We start from the raw sequence: 25,385 nt of genomic DNA, 5'->3' as shown, positions 1-25,385 counted from the left end.
AACGAATGAGAATTCTGTATTTCCCCATCCTGTTAATTTTTTTGGCGACTGCCTGTACTCCGATTACTCAAAGTTCGCTTAATTCTGAAGGGAATCCTAAAACGCTTCAGCTAATTGATCGGGCGTATGAACCGCAGATTAAAACGGTACAGCTATACGCTTCTGGAAATACATTGAACCCTGCTGTTACTACACTTGGGCAGGCTAACCTCATTTTGGAATTCGATGATCTCCGAAATCAGAACGACTCCTATTATGCAAAGGTGATTCATTGTAACCATAACTGGACGGAATCTACTTTACAGGACCTCGACTATATGACCATGTATAATGAATTCCCGATCAACTCGTATGAATTCTCGGTCGATACCCATGTGCCCTATATCCACTATAAATTCACACTGCCAACGGTGAAGCTACCCGGCAACTATGTGTTGGCCGTATATCGCGGAAGCAATAAAGACGACATCATTCTCACCAGACGTTTTATGGTGTTTGATACACAAGTGAGCTTTACACAAAATGGAAATCTGATTGGCCCTGGCAGAATTGCAGACCTTAATCAACAGATCAACTTCACGGTAAACTATAAGAACCTGAACATTCTTAATCCGCTCACGGATGTACACGTGAACATCCGACAGAACCAGCGCTGGGATAACCAAGCGTCAAACGTAAAACCAAGTTTTGTGAGGGACATCGAAAAAGAAATTGAATATCGTTTCTTCGATGATGCGTTAATGTTTAAAGGTGGAAATGAATTTCGCTTTTTTGATTTACGATCGCTCAACTATCCCGGACGCAACGTTGACCACATGGACAAGAAAGTAAAACCTTTCAAGGCCTATATTCAGAAAGACAAGTCACGTGAAGATGAAGCCTACGCACAGTATAACGATTTGAATGGTGGATTTACCCTTGATAACTACGATTATCGCGATATGGCCTACGCGAATTATGTTGAAGTAAATTTCACGCTGGCATCTTCTCCTATCAAAGGTGATGTATATGTAGCCGGAGCGTTTAACTATTGGAACTTAAACCAGGAAAATAAAATGCATTACGACACTGCACAAAACAGTTATGTAGCAGATATATTGTTGAAGCAAGGCTGGTACGATTATCAATATATAGTGAAGGCACCCGGTGTGAATCCATATAAACTGGAAGGGAGTCATTTCGAAACAGAAAACCAGTACGAGATCTTTGTATACTATAGACCGTTTCAACCACAAGCCGACTTACTAATCGGATACCTGAGACTGGAAGCGAATCCGCGTTAAGCGTAAACCATTTCCTGCTGTGTAGTACGTTGTATCGAGTCATTGTTGGCAACATCCAGCATACCAAAACCCTTATGCGTGAAGTAACCTAAGCCGTTTTCATATACAAACTGCTGTACTTCCTTGGCGGCATACAACGTGAATGGGAAGGTATATCCTCTCACTTCAAATTTTACATCGCTATCATACAACGGATAGATGCGCGCAAACTTTTTATGAGAAGCCTGGATGCGTTGTATATAGTCGTGATCCGGAACGATCTGAAATTTATAGAAAGATGTTAACTGCTCGGCAGTATATTTCCCGTGTGCTTCCATACGGGCCAACGTAGAATCGTAGAGTAGATCCGAGAATTCATCACTCTCCGGAGACACGAATTTCTTTCCACTTTCGTCATTAAAAGCTGCGGGTATAACAACGATTGGGGATATACATAAGAACCGTGATTCGTCACTGATCTTTACAGGTTCCTCCTGCTCCATCGCTTCGGGAACGAGGTGCAAGTTGCCAACGATGATCTCTTTCTGTTCAAAAAGACGCGCCAGGAAATAATCCATGAACGCCTGATCCGAGCAAGCAAATACAAGGGTAACCTTCGATGAAAAGTAGTGAAGTCCTTTACGACTGACTTTCGTCTGCCCCTTTAATCCTGAGAAGTTATATTGATTGAATTCAACATAACTCTTCTCCGGACCGAATATTAAAAGTCCTTTGATTACCTGCGCCAACAGATATTGGTGGTGAAACGGCACGTACGCTCCCCTGTTTTTCAGTGAAAAAATGATCCTGGTTCTCAAGCCAAAAAAAATTAGTCGGGGTTATAGTTTACCCAAGCAAAAAACCCGCTCAGCACTGAATGTGAGCGGTTTATAAAGCTAAGAAAAAAAAAGACAGGTTGAAGATATTTGTAAGGAAACTTTAAACGTTGAAGCGGAAATGCATGATATCGCCATCTGCCACAACGTATTCTTTTCCTTCCACCGACATTTTACCAGCCTCTTTGCAAGCCTGTTCCGTTTTATACTGTTGATAATCAGCCAGCTTGATAACCTCGGCCCGAATAAACCCTTTTTCGAAATCGGTGTGGATAACTCCGGCAGCCTGAGGCGCTTTCCATCCTTTTTTTATAGGCCATGCTCTTACTTCCTTCTCGCCTGCCGTGAAATAAGTGATGAGTTCCAACAAATGATACGATGCACTGAGTAATTTATTGAGTCCGGATTCCTTCAAACCGTACTCTGCCAAAAATACAGCGCGGTCTTCCTCACTTTCCAGTTCTGCAATTTGAGCTTCGATCGCGGCACTGATGATCACAACTTCCGCATTCTCATCCTTAACATGCGCTTTAAGAGCATCGACAAATTTATTACCAGTATGGATAGAGCCTTCATCCACATTTGTAACATAAATTACTGGCTTCGCTGTAAGTAACTGAAGATCGGCTACAGCCTTTTTATCCTCCTCATCTACATTCAGTGTACGTGCATTCTTACCAGCCAATAGAGTATCGCGGTATAATTGAAGTACCGACAATTCCTTTTTCAATTTAGCATCACCACCCTTGGCTGCTTTTTCAGTCTTGCTGATTTTCTTTTCTACAGATTCAAGATCCTTCAATTGAAGTTCAGTATCGATAATTTCTTTGTCGGCTACAGGATCTACTCGTCCGTCTACGTGAACGATGTTATCATTTTCAAAACAACGCACCACGTGCACAATAGCATCAACCTGACGGATGTTTCCAAGAAACTGATTGCCCAATCCTTCACCTTTGCTCGCGCCTTTCACGAGACCGGCAATGTCAACAAACTCGATTGTGGTAGGCAGTACACGCTGTGGTTTTACAAGACCTTCGAGGATTTTCAAGCGAGGGTCAGGAACGGAGATCACCCCTACATTAGGTTCAATGGTACAGAACGGAAAGTTGGCAGCCTCTGCCTTGTTATTAGAAATAGAGTTAAAGAGAGTCGACTTTCCAACATTTGGCAAACCAACAATCCCGCATTGAAGTCCCATGATCGTTTATTTATTGAGGCCGCAAATATAATCGGATGGTGAGATTTGGGAAAGGATTATTTTGGGCGAATTACTTTAGGCAACCGGAAGCAGAAAACTTGAATAGTGTGGTCGAATACCCAAAATCTTATTGAGATCAGGATGGTCAAAGCTTTATGCGTAGAATTCCAAATTAATAGCCAACAGGATTACAATGTATCATGGTCCTCCAATTCCGAGTTTATAAATACTCCTATAGCAGTGACAGTTGCCGACACGACAATAATTCCTGCTACCGGAGAGATGCCACTTGCCTTTATATGCTTACTTGCCGTTTCAAAACCAAACAGCTGCAATATCTGCACATCCGGAAACTCTTTATATATAGCTATATCAACATCATACGAGTCATTATAATCTGTAGAATTGCTCACCCAGTGTTGCACCGTTAACACATTCGAAGTGTCATGTTTAAAATCATAAGCGTGATATTTCTGATCATAGGTCGTACTATAAACATGCCATTCACAAACACGCTATCATCTTTTCGAGTAGCAACCACCTCATTTGCACGAAGAAGTTTAGTAACGCCATCGCCTAAATATTGAAATCGGTAGTACACTTTATCAAAGTACATCGTCCGCTCAGGCACACCAGCACGCTTCCCCTTTTTATAAATTTGTACGGAATAGTCTGCCCCCTGAAAGGATACAGTCCTGCCCTTCCCCGAGTGCCTATATAGCGAACAGTATCTTGAGCAAATGTATATTGAGCAGATAGGATAATAATTAGAACAAAGTAAAAGTATATACATATTTCTTTTACAAGGTAAATAGGCGATATAGTCCTCTATATACGTCAAAGGTGTAAAGAGAATCACACGTAAGTCAGGTAGATTAAAAACCTCCACAATATTTTGAATATATCCCACATCTCCAATAGTTTAAGTAAAATTGTAAGGAAAACCAGACAAGGTAATCCAGCTATACACAGTAAAGACGACAACCAGCCAACTAAAGCAACATGAAATACCTTAAGCACCTTTACAAGGTTATCAGTAAGACTATTTCATCAAAATATAGCTATAGCAAATTCGAATTACTGTACGATTACTGCAGGCTTGTTCTCAGATCGATAGCCTTTCATAAAATTGGTTCATCAGAAAAATCAAGTGCAAAGACCGGATATATCCTTGGGTACAAAATCAGTTTCTCTAGCTATCCACAGATACTACATCTGGTAGAGGAAATATTTATATCACAACTTTATAAATACGAAACCTCCTCTTCAAAACCATTCATTATCGATTGTGGCAGTAATATAGGCCTGGCGATATTATACTTTAAAAAAGTATATCCATCCTGCAGAATAATAGGATTCGAACCCGACCCTGCGACATTTAAACTGTTACAGGAAAATATTCACAAAAATCAATTGACTAATGTAACCCTCCACAACGTTGCCTTGAATGATAAAGAAGAAAAAACGCTACTGTATAAAAATAGCACCTCTGGCTTACTGACCATGAGTTTAATACCATCAAAGGATAAGACCGAAAAAGAGGCTATTAACACAAAAAAGATATCAGACTATATCCACGAAACAATCGATCTGATAAAAATAGATGTGGAAGGATCTGAAATAAAAATCATCGATGATATTCTAAGAAATGGCAAGTCACATTTAATTAAGAAAATGATCATTGAATATCATCCTTCTATTCTTAAAATTCCTATAGAAAAATTAATCACAAACTTAGAAGAGCATCATTTTACTTGCGGGCTATCAAAAGATATACTATATGGCGATGTGGATGAAGTCATGATTATTGCGAGAAATGAATCACATGACATGACTATATAAATAATATCACGCCCTTAAGAATTCGATTAAACAGTGATGCAACAAACATTACGATAACTTATCCTCCAATACTGGTACTAACCTGGAACATAGGCAAGTACATGGAAAGAAGAATAAATCCTACGACAAGCCCAAGAAAGATGATCATAACCGGCTCAAGAAAAGTATTTAATAACCCCGTTTGATGATCAACATCGCCACTAAATTGCTGCGACAGTTTATCAAAAAAAACATCAAGCTTGTTCACCTCCTCACCTACTTTTAACAACGAAACCATTTTACGATTATAGATACTAAACTTCGACATGGAACTATGCAAATTTTCTCCATCCATAATATCTTGAGCTATTGCTGCAAGTGTAATTTGTATTGGATAAAAAGTAATCATTTGACTTACTAATTGAATCGATCGTATAATTGGAACCTTTGACCCTAACAACAAAGCCATCGAACTACAAAATCTAGCGAGCTGAACAGAGTATACAATTTTTCCTATAACAGGTATTCGAATTATCACAAGGGCAGATAATTTCTGCATCCATATTTTTCGCCTATTGACATAAAAATAAATAAATGCGCCCGATACCAAGATAAAGATCAACGGGAAATATTTTTGGATACCTGCAGACAAGCCAATAATAAGACGAGTAAGATAGGGAAGCTCTCCTCCAAATCTCTTAAAAATATCATTAAACATCGGCACTATAAACAACAACATAAAGGTAACTGCTCCTATGGAAGTACATAAAATAATTACCGGATAAGAAAGTGCACTGATAAATTGTCTTCTTTGTTTTAATTTATTCTTATAGAATTGATACAACTGATCGAGGACCATCCCTATCCTCCCGGTCTCTTCACCAATTTGTATACTAAAGCATTCATAGGCAGAGAAGTCTCCAGATCGGTTCATAGCTTCCCATAGTGAATCACCATTAATTAAATTGTTTTTAATGCCACCAATAATTTCTGCATGCTTAGGTTTTATTTGTTCTTCTTCGATTAGCTCAAGAGCCGATTTTATATCTAATCCGGAAGTAAGTAAAGTAGATAACTCCAGATAAAATGATTCTTTGTTCTTATCCGTAAACTTAGTCGGGAATAACTTAATTTCTGTCTCCAACAGTTTTTCAAAACCTTTCTTTCCTTTCGCATTTTCATTTTTAGGAGACCGGGAATTTGATTTCAATTCCCTTAAATTAATTCCGCTCACGTGTTGTATCGTTTGGTGTTGCATCAATCAGGGAAGCTGCATCGTACAGCTTATATATATCCATCTCAAACGGAGATTGAAAAGCATCTTCCGTTAGTACAATTTCGTCTATAATATCACTACTATTGCTCACTGGTGTTCCCTGGAAACGAAACGAAATGTTTTTGATCTTGCAATGAAAAGTATCAATGCGTTCGAACTGCCTACGTATTGTATGTGATGAGAAAAAATGATAAGAGACGCCCACCTCGTTCGAAGAGGTAAAACAATCCATAGATTGTTCTTCATGAACACGCAGAACATAACTTAGTTCAATGTCCCGCTTCAAAGAGTAAAATAGTGTTCCCAGTTCCTCTTGCCTGTCGATCTTTCTGGTAAACGTAATTTGGTTCGTAAAAATAGTATAGTAGGAAAAATATAAAGCACTTAATACTATACCACTTAATACTAGTACCACCAGCATTTCAACGAGGGAAAATGAAGCGATTTTAGAATTTTCAAGGCGCATATATCAAATGCTTTTGTTCCGCTATCAATTTACCTTGCTCGTCTCTTGCTTCAAGTTTAATCGAAAGAAGCCCTTCGGGATTATGTTCAATTTCCTGGTAAACAATAACATCTTCAAAACGGACCTCCCGTGACTCAAATTTTTTCAGACGATTGGTTTCTGAAAACACCGCTTCTAGTTTTATACGGCTGGATAATCTAAGTGAAGAAGCTCCCGACCGTTGTATATTTAGGTATATTATTATGGCTAATCCAAAAACCATTGAAATAATAATCATCGCGGTTGTCACCTCTAAAATGGAGGAAGCAGAAAGTCTTTTCGTCAATATTTTTTTCAGACTCATGGTAGCCATTTTGCTATTATCATTTCTTCCGAATAACCCCATAAAGAAGTGGCTGGTAAATAGGGCGATCTTTTTGATGCATTTATCTCTCCGTCTAAAATATAATTCCCATATACTGTAGATTCCACTTTCACTTGTGTTGAGCGTGTAGTCAAGTGGCCCCACAATTCACCTTGTATATCCGAAGAGCCATTAATGTAGGCCATCCCATGAAAAATACCTTTGTCCTCAATTTTAAATGTTCCCTTACTTCCAATTGCTGTACCATGCCCTTGTATAATTGCAAACCCTTGAACAACAGCATCGCGCCTTATTACAATAGTACTATCGTTGTCCTTTCCAATAAGCACCAAAGCACTTGGAAATTGTAAAAAGCATTCTGCTCCTACAGTTATCGAGCGCTCTGCAAAACATTGAAAGCTTCCGATTACACCTTTATCAATATCAATCTCAGGAGCAATCAAAATAACATTGGATAAATGAGACTGAGAGGTCACTCGAATTTTTATAGCGGACTGAATTATTAAATTTCCCTGAATGGAATCCTCCAGATCAATAGACTGATTACTAAAGTAGTGATTTGTCTCAGGCGTTGAAAATGATGATCTAGCAGGCAATCTATCTGTTGAATAAAGTAAATAAGAATTTTTCTGCCCCTTAAGTATCGAACCTGCTTCCCAAAGCAATGTAGTGTCCAAGGCAGGCATCGTTGCTTCACTTTTCTTTATATCTCCATAAACAAATCGATCGCGCTTATAATCTTTTCCATCTATATAACCAGAAGAAAATTTACGAGCAGAGGCATATACCTGTCCCTTCAATAAAACATTACCGGCCAAATAAACAGGTGCATTATTATCTGGCATATACAAAGCGGATTTACCTTTTTCGTCCGGCACATGAGCCACTATAGCAGCCCTGCTGAAATCATGTGCCCCTTGTGTAGCCACGGATACTAATAATTCGAACACACCCCATGGCTTGCGTATCAAGGTTACACTATCATTTTCATCGCCGAACAAATCGATTTGAAGAGGCTTATTAAAAGGTACGGACTCCCGATTTGAAGACATCAAATAATTAATACCAGACAATGAATTATTGCGTAGTTTTAAATTAATGTCCTTTCGTAAATAATTTAATTTGTTGTAATAGGCCAACAGAATCATAGAGGCGCATAGTACAGAAATAATTACTGAAATTCCCAAGGTAAGTTGAAGAATGCCAGCGTTAACTCTGTAACGCACAAATCTGCGAATGCTCATCTATAGCTTTTAAGATATTATAGCCAGTCATCAAGTACGAATAAGAATCTAAGGATTTCTAAGGTTGAATCTTTTGAGTGCGCTGTTTCTCCTTTTCACGCTTTCTGGCAGCCTTCCTTTCGGCCTTATCACCTTTAATTGACGTATTGCTATTTGAATCAGCGGGTAATGCGTTCTTTTTCCCCTTGCGATTGAACAACTTCCATTTTTTAGAAGGCTTATTACTATCTGCTCCGGCACCTTTCTCTTTGTTGTCTTTACTTCGTTTTTTCTCTTCTGCAGAAGCTTTCAACTTCACTTTCTTTTCCTTTGCCTTGATCAGTTTACCTTTTTTATACTTTTCCTTCGCCTGGAGCTCGCCATTTATAGTATAAGTATATATTTTACCGTGTAACTTGTCATGCTTATAAGTACCTTGTTTCTTTACCGAACCGTTATCATAGTAATCATTGAATTCTCCCGTTCGCCAACCTTTATTCCACTGCCTATGACTGGCCAGATTACCATTCAAATACCAGGATGTCCACAGTCCATCCTTTAACCCATCCAGAAATTTTCCCTTTTCAAGCAATCTCCCATCGCGGTCGTATTTTTCAAATGGGCCATGCAATAACTTACCAGAATAGTTACCAACAGTACTCATTACTTCACCCTGATGAAACCAATAATAACGCCTGATCTTAGTAGACTCATCCTGATCTCTTAATACTTTCACGTGAAAGGTATACGTACTATCGCGATATGATTTTGTAATGGAGTTGGTTACTTGCAGATCGTCAAACATGCTTTGACGTAGTATTTTCTCCTGTGCATTAACAACAGTTATACAGAAACACAGAAAAGTAATAAGACGTACTTTATACATATTGCAAGTAAACTTCAAAAATACGGTTTTGTTGAAAAAGGATATGGATACTTACTCATCAATCTTACAAGTGTAAATATTATAACTGTTCCTCTTAAATCATTGAATTTTCAAAGTAGCCGAATTCTTAACCTGAAGGACCTGCTGTGCTGCAGTGTTGCCATTCCCTTTCATTTTAATTTCTTCCAAAACAAGTGACGCTGCTGAACCATCTACAATAATCCCCGTATTGGGTTCTTCGGCAGTGATTTTTAAAGACTTGCAATATACCCGCGTATTGATATTAATCAGACGGCCTTTGACATTGACAAAATCACCGTATGTAGGCACTCTCGATGCAGCGCCTCCTCCCTCAGTCGTAGACCACACACCTATACTGTTCCAGTTTCCGTTGGCGATTGCATAATAGGTATTTGAAACATAATTAAAGGTGGCCGTAACCATGGGCACAGTTCCTAAAAATAATGAGCAATCAACATAAAGTTCCCAGGAAGGAGTCGTAGCAACTGATCGCACCAAGTTACCATCGTAATAATATTTGATAAATCCACCTTCCCTGGAAATCTTTAAAACGCACCCTTCTTTAAAAGGCAGTTGTAAGACTCCTGAACTGCCTTCATATATGTATACATTTCCATTGGAATGAAGCATATACCCGTAATCTGTTGCAGGGTAATTAGTAGAAGTATTATACCGCGCCAGCCCGATAACAAATTGTGTTTTTGAATCCGCACGATTTAATACAATTTCTACAGAGCCTTCTTCTCCAGGCAGTAATCGATTTGCCGAAATTGCACCAGCGTCGTAGGATTGATTTGTTGCTGATTTTACAATGCTCCCGTCAGCTTGCAGAGTTGCTTTTTGTAAATCTGACCAGTAAACCGGGAACCCAAGTGTATAGGTACGCGATGAAGAACGGCCAGAGGCATCGCTCACTGTAGCCGAGTATATACCTTTACCTTTATCCTGTATCGTGGCAATTGACTCTCCTGTACTCCATTGAACTGTAGAAGGATTATAAGCTCCATCTATCGCTAGGGCAATTTTTCCTCCGTTATTATTTTTATCAGGAAGCGTAAAAACGGGTTTAAATTGAATTTGCTTTTCGAATGAGGCTGTTACCTGTGGCAATGGCCCTGCATTACTATAGATAGAAACATCGGCAATATATAATGGCTTGTCAGCCGGACCAGTTACTGTCCTAAAAGGAACACCGTTTTTGTAATAAACAATCTGCGTTCCTTCACGGCTTATTCTTAAAACATCACCTTTTACAATATTCCCAAAAAAACCACCACTCACATTACTTTCATAGACATAAATACCCCCCGGCTCATTTACATATATAGCATACCGCAGGTATTCAATTGTACTATGTACATCAGCATTTGTAAATCCAATCATATAGGCGGCTGAAGGATCCGTAATCGTAAATTCAATCCAGCCATCTTCGCCTACCGGCAAAATATTTAATGAAGATGCATTCGCATCAAGTGCTTTTGTGGTAACAGTTCTTGTTAGCGTATTATTAGAATTAACAACAGCTTTATCCAGATTCTTCCAGCCGATAGGAAACCCCAGCGAATACGCAGTAGAAAATGTCCGGTTACTCGCATCCGTGATAGTAACTGAATATGTGCCCCTCGGCTTATTTGATATTGCAGCAGTCTGTTCGCCACTCGACCACTGATACGTGAATGGTGCATCGCCTCCTTCCACTACTAAAGAGATAGCACCATTGTTATTGTTAAAATCCGGATACTGCATCGTTGGTTTTGCTATCAGCTTACGATTAAAAGAACAGGATATAGGTGGAACCTTACCACTTCTGACAGAAATATCTGCACGTAAGTGAGAAGATGAGTATACTGAACTCGCAGTACGCAGTAAAGTGGCATTCCTGTAATATTTAATTTCTCCTGCCTCTCGTGCGATCTTAATAACATCGCCACTTACCAGCGTGGTATACCCTGACACAAGTGTATTCTGCTCATAAATCGCCATAGCTCCATTTGATAGGATATAAATCGAGTAAAGACTAAACTGGAATTCAGGTTGAATGTTCAGTGGGGTAAGACTTACCATGTAAGCATTTGCGGTGTTCGTTGTATAGGTAAATGACACATAGCCATCCACACCAGCAGCAAGTATATTTTCACTGGCAGCACCTGCATTATATTCTGTACCACTTACAGTTTTGGATATAGAATTATCGGCATTAACAAGAACGTTTATTTTGTCCGTCCATGCCGCGGGGTAAAGCGTTTGTGCTCCGGCTGTAAACCAATTACCCCACAAGCCTGCCAAGAACGATATAACAACCAATACTTTTCTCATACCATCATTTAAAAACCCAGGATTCAATTCTATACCTTAATTATCTTTACTTGCAAAACCCGTTACATTTTTGATAACAGAATTATCAGCATTCACAGTGACATTTATGAGATCCGTCCAGGACGCTGGATAGAGTGTTTGAGCAACCAGGCGAAATGACATACCAATCAAACAAACAAAAAGTATAGTACGCAACATATAGTATATCAAGCTTTACAAGCCTGTCGATTTCACCGTTAATTTTGCAGACTCTTTTACCTGCAATACCTGCTGAGCCAACCCATTGTTATCGCCTTTGATTTTAATTTCCTCTGCTGTAAGCGATGCAACTGAACCACTCACGGTAACAGCCGTAGCGGTGCCTCCTGCTACTATATTCAATTGCCCACATGTTATAGCCGTGGTTATATTTACTGCATGCTGATTTACGTAAACTATATCACCATAACCAGGCATGCTGGAAGCTGCACTTCCTCCGGACGTGAATGACCATATACCTGTGCCCGTCCAATTTCCATCAGCAACAGCATAAAATGTTTTAGGGGTATAAAAGGAAGCTGTTACTAAGGGAATCGTCCCCCAGGCAATGGAGCAATCGGCATGAAGAACGTAAGAAGGATCTGTCGACACAGTTCTTACAACTTCTCCGTCTACATAATATTTAATCAAAGAACCTTCACGAGCAATCTTTAGGACATTTCCCTCGCGGAACGAAACACGGTTACGGTATACATTATTCTCAACTATATAAAAGTATCCCTCCGGATGAAGGTAGAAAGCATAATCAATGTTGGTGTTCCCGGCTGAATTATTGAAGCGTGTGAGCCCTAAAAAATAATAATTTTGTCCCCCACTGGTGCGGTTAATCACAGTCTCAATTGAACCATTTTCATTTGCAAGCAAACGATTGGAAGAAATACCACCGGCATCAAAAAAAGAAGCAGTAGAACCGTTCTTGGTCAGCCCGCCTGCTGCAGTTACAGCAACATTACGGAGATCATTCCAGTATACCGGATAACCCAACATATATGAACGACTCTGTGACCGACCGGAAGCATCGGTTACTGTTGCAGTATACGTATCCCGGCTTTTAGTGCCAATTGCATTGGTTGTTTCTCCACTTGACCATTGTGTGGCAGACGGAGGATATGTCCCCTCAACTGCTACCGCTATAGATCCGTTTGTGTTGTTGCTTGCATTGGGTAATGTAATAACAGGTTTAAATTGCACCTGCTGTTCAAATGAGGCGGTTATCGGTGGCAACGGTCCTAATGTATTGTATACCGAAACATCAATGAGATACAAAATTTTATCAGTAACATTAACAGAACGAAGTGTTGTTCCATTCTTCGAGTATGTTATATACGCACCCTCACGACTTAACCGTATAACATCACCTTTTACAATCGATCCAAACGAACCCTTCGATACATTGCTCTCATATATATTAATGCCACCGAGTTCATTTATACACAGTGCGAACCGAATATAGTTAAAGGATGTATTCGGATCAAAGTTACTGAAACCCATTATATAGGTAGCAGCAGGATCTGTGATCACAAATTCAACCCAGCCATCAGCATTATCAGGAAGGATATTCAAAGAAGAGGCTCCTGCATCCCAGCCAGTACTGGCTGAGCGCCGCAAAGTATTGTCTGCGTTTACAGTAACACCTTCTGCATTCTTCCAGCCAATGCTATAGCCAAGTGAATAAGTCGCAGCAAAAGTTTTACCCGCAGCATCCGTTACAGTAACGGAATAGGTACCGCGTGGTTTGCCCGTAATAGAAGCCGTTTGCTCGCCACTAGACCACTGATAGGTAAAGGGAGCTGTTCCTCCTTCTACCTGCAGGGCTATAGCACCATTGGCATTTGTATAATTCGGATATTGAAACGTTGGCTTTGCAATAAGCTTGCGATCAAACGAGCATGCTATAGCGGGCGCTGTTCCTGCGGAAATGGAAACGTCAGCACGCAAGTTATAAAGTGAATTGCCGGCCGCATAAGAAGTATAAACAGCCGTGCCGTTACGGTAAAATTTAATATTCTCTCCTTCACGTGCGATTTTAAGTATATCACCATTCGCTAAAGCACCAACAGAAAACTTTGAAGCGTTTCGCTGATATACCGCACAGCTTCCTGTAGACGACACCAGATATGAGTATAAATTATAGTATACATCCGTGGAGTTATTTAGTCCTGTAAAACCTATATAGTACTGATTAGCAGCACTAGCGGTATAAGTAAACTGGATATAGCCATCCACTCCGGAAGCGAGAATATTCTCACTTGCAGCGCCCGATACATAGCCAGTAGTTGCTACCGATTTAGTAAGGGAGTTATCTGCATTGACTATTACATTAACGCGGTCTGTCCAGTTTGAAGGATACGTAGCTTGCCCTTTCGCTATGGACATAGACAATATCATTGAAACTATAACTATATAACTTCGTAAAATCAATTGTTTCATTTTTTGCCCTTCCATTTTAAAACTTCGTGCTCTAATTTTTTAGTTCAATGCTCATACAGACAAACTACCACTTGTCACCTACATTCATTATTGGGGAGCCTCGTTCTTGAAATAACTGAAATGCACATAATCTATTTAACATCAGACTTTATCCTTTTTAAAACATACCCCGGCTGCTTACATTTGGAGATATCTATTTCAATGCCCATTGAATACATCTTTCTTAAGAAAGCAAATACTTTGTTATTACCGAAGTCGTCAAAATATAATTCCTGCCTTTTTACAATTGTATTTTTTTTAGGGTAAATTATAATGATCCCACGAGCGCGTCCTCGTCCATTATCATTTCTGTACTCTAAATATTCAATATCTTTTAACAAAATTATCTTCGTTCGATTTTTAAATTTCAATGGATACTTGAAAAAAAGAAAATCATTGAATAACGAGAAATGAAAATATTGTTCATTAACAAGCAAATATTGAAAAGGTAAACCCAAAAAAATCCATATGCATATAAAACCGAATGAAGAACCAACTGAAGAAATAGCTGCAACTACTGAACTCAGATAAAATACTAAAAAAAACATCCATACGAAATCGTGAGAACATTTTCCTTTAAAAAGTGGTGGATTACTTATTATGTCTATTTTACTCTGACCCATTACTTTTTTCTTTATCAGCTTTATTTTTTTCGTATATTTTCTTGAGTTCTTCTTTAACTGTAGAAGCATCATCGTGTAGACTTTTTGTATCTTCAATTGCTCCAATTACTTCCATAATCTTCCTCTGTATCGTGTTGATGTCTGTTATTTCCTTCAAGCCGTTTTTAAGACCATAGGCATCAATTAAAGCCTTTCCAGCAGCAACGTAAAGCTTCACTTGTCCGTCAGTTATTTGAAGCAGAAAGGATTCTCCATCCACATCTGACCCCACATCGTCAAAACCATTTATCATGCCTAATACACCACCAACGTCTTTTGACATCGCTACAATAATTGAACCTTCAACAGCCGTAGATGCGCCCAATGTAAACACACCAATCAATATACTTACTGTTCCTCCACCTACACTATAAAACTGTTGCTTAGTAGCCATAGGGTTGTTGATATGACTAGTCATCACCATCTCTTTAAGCAATGCCATCTCTTTTAGTTTATTTGTACGATTAAGTATTCTCTTATCAAGAGCAGCAACCCTTACTTTTTCGGTGATGTCATACGACTCCACTTTGCCATTATTATCCCTATAACCAAGTACGGTCAAAGGTCCATCTTCCTTTACTGTCTCAATAAGCTTGCCATCGTAACCATAAAGAATTTTAGCTTCGGCCAATTGTTCTTTACTTTGAAAGTGGCCAGTCGTTTTTTGAAGAGGTTTATTCTCAAGACGTCGTATTTCGTTATAGAGTCTAACTCCAGCATAATAAGGATTGTCAAGTGTACTCATTTCTCCCTCCCAAGTTTGCAATTTTGCTTCTACTGCTGAAGATAAGTATTTCGAATGCACGACATAAGTTTCTAAACCATCAAGGTCAATTGAAACAATAGGCTTATTTCCTGCAAAATGATAAGGTCCCCAATAAGCAAAGTTTTCAGTTAATGGATCTACAGACAAAAACCTACCGATACTAGGATTGTAAATTCTAAATCCATAGTCATAAGTTGTGTTCCCAAACTCTCCACTATCATCTTTCTCTTTGCCATTAAAACCATAACGGTATTTTGAGTTTGCAGTCCATGAGCGCGAAGTCATATCCATACCGAACGGGTAATAGTTATAAGTACCGGTTACTTCAGCACGATAGTCTCCGGGCAGATTGGATGTTAGGGTACTTAATTTGGTATCGGTCAATGTCGTACGAATGTTCCCCAAGTGGTCTTTCAGCTCATAGCGTCTGCTGTTAAGCGACCGGGTATATATATCATTTTCAGGAGTGGTTTCTGTTCCTGCTACGCCTACCCGTACCGTGAAGTCATCTGTGGAGGTACCGGCTGTATAGTTAAAGCCAGGAGCAAGCGTAAGCTCTGCTCCGGCATTCACCAGGTATGATATACTTTCATATTGATTCTTGGTGGTATTCTGTGAGATCCGCGTTTCGCCAGATTCCAATGGAGTTTCACCTACTGTAGCATCAATGTTAATAGTGCGGCCATAAAGCCCCAAGCGATCGCTTCCATAAATATAAAGTTCATTCAACAGAATTTCCGGTTCAAGATTGACTTGTTCAGTCTTTTCGTATACTCCCATTACATTTCCGCTGGCATCGCGCACATAAAAATTAGTAACACTTAAGCCAGCAGCATTCTTACGTTTTTTTGCTACGCGGTTACTAGCGGCATCGTATATAAAGGATGTTGTATATCCCGTCAATGCACCTGCCTGGTCTACTTTGTCTACACGTTCAACTTTGCCATAGGGGTTCCAACCGATAGCCGTTAGCTGCTGGGCATCCTTCGTCAGGTTGCCGATTGCATCATATGTATAGTTTCCTGCATCCTGATCTTCAATATCATTTTTTTCAGGCGATGATGTGATAGCATCATCTACGTGGCTCAAACGATTTGTCCCGGCTATATAATTATACGTAGTCTGGTCCATCATCACCGTGCTGGCAACTCCATAGGCCGTTGTCGCCTTCAGGTTTCCATTGGCATAGTATGTGTAGGTACTACCATAACTGGCTATAGGGGTATATCCATTACTATAGGTATGCATGATTGAGCCGGTAATGCGGTTAAGAACATCGTATGTATAAGCATTTGCCGTAACCGGTGATGATATACCACTTGCTGCCGGATAAAGTATACCTGTACTCCAAGTGGCTATATTTCCATTATACAGATTCTTACCTTGATATGCTTGCAAATTGCTGGTGTTGGCAGCCTCAAACTGCGAGTATGTACCTTTATAATCACCAGCATAATAACCAAGCGCCATACCAAAGGCATCACGCCCCACTACAGAACCTCCAACAGCGTCCTGCCCTGGATCAGATGTTTTATCAACCAACTGGTGGTTCAAGCCTTTGAGCCATCCATGAACTGTATACGTATAATCAACGCCCTGTACATAATCCTCTCCTATCTCAGCACGTTTCAAAGGCCCATGCAGGTAATATTTATAACGAGCCTCAGTCTCCCATAACTCACCTTCCTTGGAGGTCTTCACAGTGCTTAACCGGTTACTGGCATCGTATTCATAGCGATGGTAGAACTCATCACGTTTACCCGGATTATAACTTACCTCCGTTACTCTACCACTGATCAGGTCGTGTTTATATCTTATCCCTACAGCAGGCATACCTGGTATCATTTGCACCAGCCATTCAATATTACCGTGCACATCGTAGTTGTATATCGTACACGTCCGGTCGGTTACGGTATTGTCCTGTGCATCAGTGTCAAGGTATGTATAGCTTATACGGTTACGTAAGTTGTTTACTATTTGTTCATACCCCGTTGGCAAGGCTGTATCCGTACTACCTGTATTTACATACGGCTCGGTATAGTAGGTGCTGGTTACAAATCTTAACCCTTCTGTTGGATATTGTGTGCGTCCTATGGTGTTCCGGTTCGCCATCAATACAGCCTCATCGTATACGGTGCTTTCGCCTACCTCAATTACACGCCCCAGTTCATCATATTTAGTATAGGAGAAGGTACCCTCTTTCTTTTGTTGCGCATTGCGCGAAAAACGAAGTTGTCCCTTATCATTATATATATAGGTTGCGTAGTAACGCGATTCGTTCAGAGCCTGGTTGGCAATATCGTCTGCCAATTCTTTCTCCGAGTTGTCTTCCGAAACAACGCTGCTAAAGACAATGTTTTCAATGGATCCGTAAGCGAGGGATATAGAACAATCAACATGTAATGGCCCAGAAGAAGGAACCGAAGACTCACCGATAGTCGCGCCATTCTTTTTATAATAAATCTTACTTCCGACACGCTCTATTCTAAACTTGTCTGTGGCTGAATACTTGCCCCCAATAGCCGAACCCACTTGACCACCTTTCTCAAAGATGTAAATATTGCCATCTATATGTGAGTATAATCCATACTCAATACTAGACAGAGTGACATCTTCATTGTATCCGGAAAGTCCCATCACACGAAACCGCGCCGAACTTGTGAATTGCCATTCCACGTAACCATCTTTCAAAATTGACTCTTGAGAAATCGCACCAGCGTTCCAGCCTGTTGCTGCAGTTGCATTTTTAGTAACGGATGAGCCTGTAAGGGTAACTGCGTTTGAATGGGCCCATGTCAGGCTTCTGGTAGGGGTATATTTAGGTTGTCTGTATGAACTTGCATTTTCATCTCCTGATTCAAAGTTTGCATCGGGACTATGTTCACGGATCAACTGACCAAGTGTATTATACTGATATTCTGTAACAAGTTTATGTGCAGGCGGATTAACTTTTGCCGCTGTTACTTGTGCTTCGCTGGCTACAGCGCTGAGAACAACTCCTTCTGGTGGAACTGTACGCACAAGATTACCAGCTCTATCATAGTAATAGAGTGTAAAGTGATATAGACCTTCCTTATAGGCTATAGTCAGCTTATCATTGATGAGTGAAGGGTCTCCACACGTATGGTAATATTGGTCACGAAAACTTTGTACTCGTCTGCTTATGATTTGTTCTACCTGTTGATTGATAGTATTCGTCAGTACATTGGCTGATACTTCTTCGCATGATTGAACCTGGGGATTGTAGGTATAGTCTTCCATTTCTTGTGGTATTACCACTGGTTTTATCATGGATTCTGTGAAGCGGAAACACATGCCTGGATACGAGCAATCTGAATACCTTGCATAAATATATTTCGAAGCACTAGGAGAATCAAAAGACTGTCCTCCAATGGTGATTCCACTGGATGATGTCAAGAATAAAAATTCCTTATCGCCGGATCGTGTTTCAACATCTTTAAGAACCGAGTAACCTATAATGTTATCTACAAATTCAGTCGTAAATGTGTTGGAGTTAACATTATAATCTAACAGTTTAAATCCATTTTGATAAACGGATTTTACCCATACATGACTTCCTTTTGCAAGGAGGGAATTTGTTGGAAATGAAGGTTGTGTATTAATGATCGAAAAACCATTTTGATTTTTGGCCAATATGTAGAATTCTCCGTAAGCAATTTGCTTCACAACTCCAGTGAGATAAAGCTGCATACCTTGCCCTGAATATGATAAAGCAACAATCGGATCTCCATTGGACACGATCAATTCAGAGCTAAAGGATTGTGTTGAATGTAGAAAATCAATACTTTGGAATACCCCTGCTTGATTCATCTTAATGAATGACAGGCCAAATTCACCTTGTGGGATCAAGTGGGTAGAAGAAATGTCATTGACTTTAAAAGTAATCCCATTCCCAGTATCAACTTGATTTAAATTGGATATATAAAAAGTATTACCAGCTTTAATGAAGTTGTAAGCACCGTAATAAGACGTTCCCCCTATCTCAAGAACATCCGATGTGAAAGATGGATCATATTCACCATCACTCAGAAAACGTTTCGTGATTCTCATCGTTCTAAATGTCTTTGGTGAAAGATGCTCAGTAGGTTCTAGAGTATAGATATAGCTTCCTTCAACCAAAAAAGGACTATCAAACATATAGGCACCGATCTGTTTCTTTATCCAACTCACTTCGCCATTGGCATCGAGCTTACCTATATATCCCCATTCAGATGTACTCAGCGATAAGACAGTAGATCCATCAATACGAATGGTTGCTGCAGCCGCTGCAGGCATTGCACTACTCTTGGCATAGGTACTGAATATAATTTCTCCGGTTTGTTCACTTAGTTCGATGTCTAATTCCATTATTTCTGAATCGGCGCTTGCCATAGCGGCCATTCTCGCAGATTGACCCGACGAAGATTCCAACGATGATTCAATATGCTTTTTCCAAAGCAGATTTCCATTATTATCAAATTTCACAATAACATAGTCTGTGAAGCTATCCGTGTTGCTAAACGTTACACCATCATTGAATGTAACTGGAAATGAATTCAACTCAAATAAGAGGTAACGATTGCCTCTGCTATCCGTCAGATTTCTAACAGTTTGAAAGTTTGCAGAATGCATTAACGTTTTCGCTTGTATCCAGCCACTGTTATTTGTACCACTAACGAGATCCCAGCCAGTGTTACATGCTCCGTTTCCGGTGTTCACCTGCACATCAAAATCGTATGTCATTGCCTGGGTGATTTTAAGTATTTCCTCCTCAGTACCATATTTTATAGCATTGAGTGTTTTCCCAGGATATAGTGCTTGTATAGGAGTAAGTGGAGTATTGCAGTAATTATTTTTACAATTATCAACCAACGCCTGAGCCATCGCATCCAATTCACATTGGCTAACGGTGTAGCCTGAAGTATTACGCGTGACATCCAATATACCAACGTATAGCCTTACTTTAGCAGGATCGGGGTATAGATCATCCTTGCGGTATAGATCGTCCTTATAGACGTTATAATGTTCTATAACAGTAGCTGGATTTTGTACAAACAAGCTGTTAATAATCGCCTGGCGAAACTCTTCGATTCTTCCCTCACATGCCTGTCCGCATTTCTCCTTTACCTTTGCTATATTTCTTTGTATTTGCGACTCATCAGAAGAAACACCACTCCCCAGACCACCGGGCTTGGTATTTTGGTAAAATTTATACTGATCACAATCTGACAAATTATTGAAGTCATTGACGGTCGGAAAAACAGAAGCAGATTCAATTTGCTCTTTTGAATATGGTGCCTGGTTACTGGCATAAAACTTCAAAGCCATGCGTTGCTCAGCATTGTTTTCATTATAAAATGCCAATCGATACGCTCGCGCAAGCTCAGGTTGAGTTATTATACCGCCAAAACTCCCATATAACTGATCTTTTTTAATATACTTACCACTATTGCAAAAATCACTTTCTTGTTCCACTTCTGTCATGTTTCTCTGCATCTCTGCTTCAAGAGCCGACAGAAAACTTCCCAGCATATCATTCTCGGAAACAACTGAGCTGAAATAATCCTTATCCGCATTATAATCTATAGCATCCTGGCCGTCAAGCCCATCTGCTTCAGGCGTAAAACTCATCTTTGCTTCATAGGCTGCGACTTCCTTCTTCCAGATTTTCCATATCGTTGAGCAAGGCAGTATGGTTGAATACTCTGCAATCAGATTCTGAATCATCTCGTTAAGCTTACCAGGCTCAAAGTATACCTTTTGATCACCTGAAGTAATATTCTGATTTCTGAAATACACATACGCCAGTGTATTATCGCTTCGTAATACTGGAACCGAAGTATTGTCGCTATAGTAATCAGCAAAATACTTTTCAAAGTCCTGATTACTGCAGTCAGCTTCACCCGGCATCTGTTCAACCGGGCATGCTTCCAGTATAGGAACAAAAATATACTCTGCACAGCCGCCATTTCCAGCTGGCATCAAAGGAACGATATATTGACCGTTTGCTTTATCGGGTGTACCAACACTCGCCAGGTAACTATATAACCCTGTATAATTTTTCGCCGCTATAAAACCATTGATGGTTGTAAGCCGATCATTCGACTGCGTTCTGTAATATGTTTCCACATCCTGCAAGTGTGAATCGATATAGGTCTGCGTGGTTGTCTTTTTGTTCTGCAGTGTCAATCGTTTTTCCAGCACATACTTTACACCTCCGGTTAATGTAACCGGTACTGACCCCGGATTATAGGGTGTGAGTGCAGAGCAATTACCACCGGTAATAGAATAAGGTGTAATAACATCCGTAGACGCAGCATCACCCTCCTTGAACAGCCTTATCGAAACAGTATAATCACAGGTTTTACAGATGGTACCGCGCTGTAAAAGCTGTTTGACTTCATCATCACCAAGGGCTCTTGAGTAAAGCTGTACATCATCGAAAATACCTGCCGTATAAGAAGTGCCGACCTTGCCGATATATAATGCACTGCCTATATTATTTACAGAAACATTGGAAGGCAGAACACTGCTTCCTTCCAGAACTCCATTAACATATATTTTTAACTGATTACCATTGCGCACTCCCACCAGGTGATACCATGTGTTAAGTGGGATGCTGCTGGTCGCGACAGCCTGGTAAGTTGTTCTACCACTCTCGATATAGAACCCGGGAATATTGTTAGATGCCGTTGAACTCAAGTGTAAACCCCATTCATTTGTGCTTGGAGAACTTGCTGAATTCCATTTATTAACACCTCCTGAATTATCCCAATTGGCAGTGTTTTGGCTTCGGTTCACCCAAAATGAAACCGTGAAATCACGGCCTCCGAAATCCAAGTCCGGACCATCGGCAACGCTGATGTAACTGGTTGTACCATTAAAGGAATACGCTCCGTTCTTATTAAACGCATCCAGTGCTGCCGTTAAACCAACAGCTGTTCCATGATTGTTGCGCCCGCTTACGTCATTAACATTACCCTCCAATGGGTAATTCCCTACCTGATCGCTTGAAGAAGAGCCGCAAAGTTCCATCACCTGGCCAGGGTTAATCTCATAATCTACGGTTACGGTTCCATCGGTGGTGAGGAACAAAGGCGTTCTGTTTGCCACGGTGATATCGTCAACTCGCTGGTTGCCTCTTACTACTTCAAAATAATCTTTCACAGCAGGTGCCGGATTTGTAAGCTGGCTTAATGAACCTGTCGATCCAGTCACTACCAAAGCAGTGGCGATAACCTTTCCATCTTTGGTTTGAAAACTTACACTAGCCGTACCGTTGGCATCGTATGTCGTGATCTTTTGAACACTCTTGAAATCAGGCGCCTCGCTGCCAAACAAGCTCACTAGTTCGGCTTCTGTAGCTTTCGTATAAAATGTACGAACAGTCTTACCCCCTTTTATGGAATGTGTAAGACCAACACCACCTTGCTCGCGGACACGACCTGTACCATCGGGAGTAAAAATAGTTTGCGTAAACGGATAACCTTCCGCGGAGGCCACGCCTTCGTTCTTGTCTTCATTATAGGTACCGCTGTAGTATCCACCAAGATCCATAGCAGCTTCCGGAGTTTTCCCATCAAAGTCTGCAGCACTATATATACTACCTGTTATATTCTTGAGTAAGCCATCCACATACCCCAGTGATGTCCGGTTTGCCACTGGAATTGGCAAGGTAGACACCGCATTACGGCCTATAAAATCAGGAATGGTTTGTGATGCTACAATCCGGTTTTCATCTTGTATTCGTGTCTGTTGTTGTGACACCTGCTGCAAGCCGTTAGCATACGTCACTTGCTCGGTAACTTTATTACCTTCCGTGAATGTTCTGCTATAAATCCAGTTTTTATTCTCCTCCGGGTGCGTATATTCTAATGTGGATACGCTCGAGGCAGTACCCCAATTCTCCGGATTGCTTATACCGCCAGGTTTGTTACCCAATGGAATAACACGCCAATAATATGTGCCACTGCCCTCTCCCATGGATAATGTTACAGAAGACGAAGCACTTTCAGTTTGTACTTGCAAAGCGTCCTTCCAGAAATCAGGATCATTTGTATTCACAGAATTTGTGCCGTATTTCTTAACCAGTTGGAATATATAGTCTGGTATATCTGTACAGGAGGGAGTCCACGCGAACGACTGCTCCCATCGCAGGTTTGAAGGATCTTGCGTGGCAGCTATTGGACTAACCGTCAAAGTGCTAACATCAACTATATCCTGTGTTTCTTCATAAGAAGCTTTTAAACGGATCCAGTTCTGTGCAGCTGCGTTGGGGGGCGCATACGAATTCACCTTTATCGTTATAAACTTTACGAGTTCAGGTTGCACGGTGATGGTCTTCATAAAGACTTGTTCCGGTGCATCCTGATTTACATTCAATGTAAATGTCCAAGACTGCATCTGTCCTGGTATATCTGAAAATACTGCTACGGTTACATTTACCGAAGCCGAGAAGGCGTTCTTTCCTAAATTATATACCTCTCCCTGATCCAATGCTATACGTAAATCAACAGGTCCCAACGCGCTACAGCCGGTATAGTTGGCGCTATGCTTTGGCAGGAACAAATAGCCCTCCGAATGTAAATTGAGCTGCGGATGAAACATCTCTACATAATTCCCTATGGGTTTAAGCGCTTTACTCAAAGAAGTATAGCTTATCTCCAATGGTGTGCCTTCACAACCGTCTTTGACGGGCGTTACCTTAAATTTATAGGTACCGGCAGATAAATCCGCGATCCTTACCCTTCTTCGAGGAACATTGCCTCCTGCATCGTTGAATGCGGGCTCTATTATTTGTCCCTGTCCACCCGACACAGGTATAAACTCACTTACACTCCAGGTGAATGACGTTGCATCATTTGCACCTTCAACTTCATGAAGAGTAAGTTCTCCTTCAAAATTTTTATTTAATCCTTTGATTGCTGTAATAGACGCAGGAGGAGTACTCGCAACCACTGACTTGGATGATGTTCGGGTACATTGTCCCAACGTTACATCAACACTATAATTGCCAGCTGTATTAACCATTAATGCAGATGTAGAAGCATTTGGCAGAATGCTACCGTCTTTTTTCCATTGATAACTATACTGTTCGTTTGCCGGTGTTGATAATTCAATGCTTTGTCCCGGGCAAAATCCATCAGATCCTGTAATATTGGCAACCGGTGCAGGCATTTCATTCAAGGTGTGTTGAGTTGATATATAACTACACGTTCCACTTGTAAGCGTAACGGTATACTGCCCTGCTGCCGATGCTGAATAAGTACTTTGCGTAGCTCCATTAATAACATTACCATTTAATCTCCATTGATAAGAATAGCCACTCGATGGCTGTGCGCCCAAGGCGACTGAACTTCCCTGACAATATTGTTGTGAGCCTGTAATAGCAGGAGAAATATTTGGACACCCTACCGTTATTTCCTTGGTATATACTTGGGTATACTGATCACAAGAATTCATAGGGCGACACTCCAAAGTATGTATACCCGGAGTGGATGGAGATATTACATTATAAGAATTTGCGGTGGAATAGTCTATTAGGTTACCGTCCATAAACCAGTGATAGCCCGCAATATTTGAAGAGGAGGAACTGTTGAACGAATAAGTATTATATGTATTCGGAAGCACTGTCTCTGGCCCTGTAATGGAGCCTGAAGTTATTACGGGTAAAGGTTTAAAAGTCAAATCAATCGTTTTGGTTAAAGAAGGTTCAAACACAGACCTTTCATATCTAACCTTAATTGTTACTGGCGTGCCAGGTTCCGAAGTCCAGGC

The 25,385-nt window shown here is 40.4% G+C and carries 13 protein-coding genes; 2 read left to right on the top strand and 11 right to left on the bottom strand.

Features of this window, described 5'->3' with window-relative positions; all coding sequences use genetic code 11:
- Positions 1–5: 5 nt before the first annotated feature.
- A complete protein-coding gene (locus B5Y40_RS09290; protein ID WP_079686402.1) occupies positions 6–1,283 on the top strand; it encodes a type IX secretion system plug protein in 1,278 nt (425 codons plus the stop codon).
- Here the strand turns inward: B5Y40_RS09290 and cas6 are convergent.
- From cas6 to B5Y40_RS09275, 3 genes are all read right to left on the bottom strand, one after another.
- Positions 1,280–2,080: a CRISPR-associated endoribonuclease Cas6 gene (gene cas6 / locus B5Y40_RS09285; RefSeq protein WP_079686401.1), complete on the bottom strand. Its 801-nt coding sequence runs from the start codon at positions 2,078–2,080 to the stop codon at positions 1,280–1,282. The genes B5Y40_RS09290 and cas6 overlap by 4 nt on opposite strands.
- A gap of 121 nt (positions 2,081–2,201) precedes the next feature.
- Positions 2,202–3,299, bottom strand: a complete 1,098-nt coding sequence (ychF, locus tag B5Y40_RS09280) for a redox-regulated ATPase YchF (RefSeq protein WP_079686400.1) — start codon at positions 3,297–3,299, stop codon at positions 2,202–2,204.
- A 188-nt stretch (positions 3,300–3,487) separates the two neighbouring features.
- A complete protein-coding gene (locus B5Y40_RS09275) occupies positions 3,488–3,712 on the bottom strand; it encodes a hypothetical protein (RefSeq protein WP_143785672.1) in 225 nt (74 codons plus the stop codon).
- A gap of 589 nt (positions 3,713–4,301) precedes the next feature.
- On the opposite strand from B5Y40_RS09275, the gene B5Y40_RS09265 reads away from it, so the two are divergent.
- The gene (locus B5Y40_RS09265) at positions 4,302–5,141 is read left to right on the top strand and encodes an FkbM family methyltransferase (protein WP_079686397.1); all 840 of its coding nucleotides are present in this window, start codon (positions 4,302–4,304) and stop codon (positions 5,139–5,141) included.
- A 58-nt stretch (positions 5,142–5,199) separates the two neighbouring features.
- Here B5Y40_RS09265 and B5Y40_RS09260 read toward each other — a convergent pair whose 3' ends face one another.
- The 8 genes from B5Y40_RS09260 to B5Y40_RS09220 form a co-directional block, all read right to left on the bottom strand.
- Positions 5,200–6,354, bottom strand: a complete 1,155-nt coding sequence (locus tag B5Y40_RS09260) for a type II secretion system F family protein (RefSeq protein ID WP_159453641.1) — start codon at positions 6,352–6,354, stop codon at positions 5,200–5,202.
- The gene (locus tag B5Y40_RS09255) at positions 6,341–6,862 is read right to left on the bottom strand and encodes a prepilin-type N-terminal cleavage/methylation domain-containing protein (protein WP_079686395.1); all 522 of its coding nucleotides are present in this window, start codon (positions 6,860–6,862) and stop codon (positions 6,341–6,343) included. The genes B5Y40_RS09260 and B5Y40_RS09255 overlap by 14 nt, the downstream gene beginning before the upstream one ends.
- Positions 6,852–7,205: a hypothetical protein gene (locus tag B5Y40_RS09250; RefSeq protein WP_143785671.1), complete on the bottom strand. Its 354-nt coding sequence runs from the start codon at positions 7,203–7,205 to the stop codon at positions 6,852–6,854. Before B5Y40_RS09250 ends, B5Y40_RS09255 begins: the two co-directional genes overlap by 11 nt.
- Positions 7,202–8,470 (bottom strand): hypothetical protein, encoded by a 1,269-nt coding sequence (locus B5Y40_RS09245; RefSeq protein WP_143785670.1) that lies wholly within the window; start codon positions 8,468–8,470, stop codon positions 7,202–7,204. The genes B5Y40_RS09250 and B5Y40_RS09245 overlap by 4 nt, the downstream gene beginning before the upstream one ends.
- 58 nt (positions 8,471–8,528) lie before the next feature.
- Positions 8,529–9,254: a toxin-antitoxin system YwqK family antitoxin gene (locus B5Y40_RS09240; RefSeq protein ID WP_159453640.1), complete on the bottom strand. Its 726-nt coding sequence runs from the start codon at positions 9,252–9,254 to the stop codon at positions 8,529–8,531.
- A 180-nt stretch (positions 9,255–9,434) separates the two neighbouring features.
- Entirely contained in the window at positions 9,435–11,672 is a 2,238-nt protein-coding gene (locus B5Y40_RS09235) for a SprB repeat-containing protein (protein ID WP_079686391.1), read from the bottom strand.
- A gap of 213 nt (positions 11,673–11,885) precedes the next feature.
- Positions 11,886–14,087, bottom strand: a complete 2,202-nt coding sequence (locus B5Y40_RS09230) for a hypothetical protein (RefSeq protein ID WP_159453639.1) — start codon at positions 14,085–14,087, stop codon at positions 11,886–11,888.
- Positions 14,088–14,789: 702 nt separating this feature from the next.
- Positions 14,790–25,163: a LamG-like jellyroll fold domain-containing protein gene (locus tag B5Y40_RS09220; protein WP_159453638.1), complete on the bottom strand. Its 10,374-nt coding sequence runs from the start codon at positions 25,161–25,163 to the stop codon at positions 14,790–14,792.
- Between the last annotated feature and the right edge of the window lie 222 nt (positions 25,164–25,385).

Source organism: Ohtaekwangia koreensis (genome assembly GCF_900167975.1).
Classification (GTDB): domain Bacteria; phylum Bacteroidota; class Bacteroidia; order Cytophagales; family Cyclobacteriaceae; genus Ohtaekwangia; species Ohtaekwangia koreensis.
The sequence above is the reverse complement of the archived record's forward strand: the minus strand, read 5'-3'. Positions and strand labels throughout refer to the sequence as shown.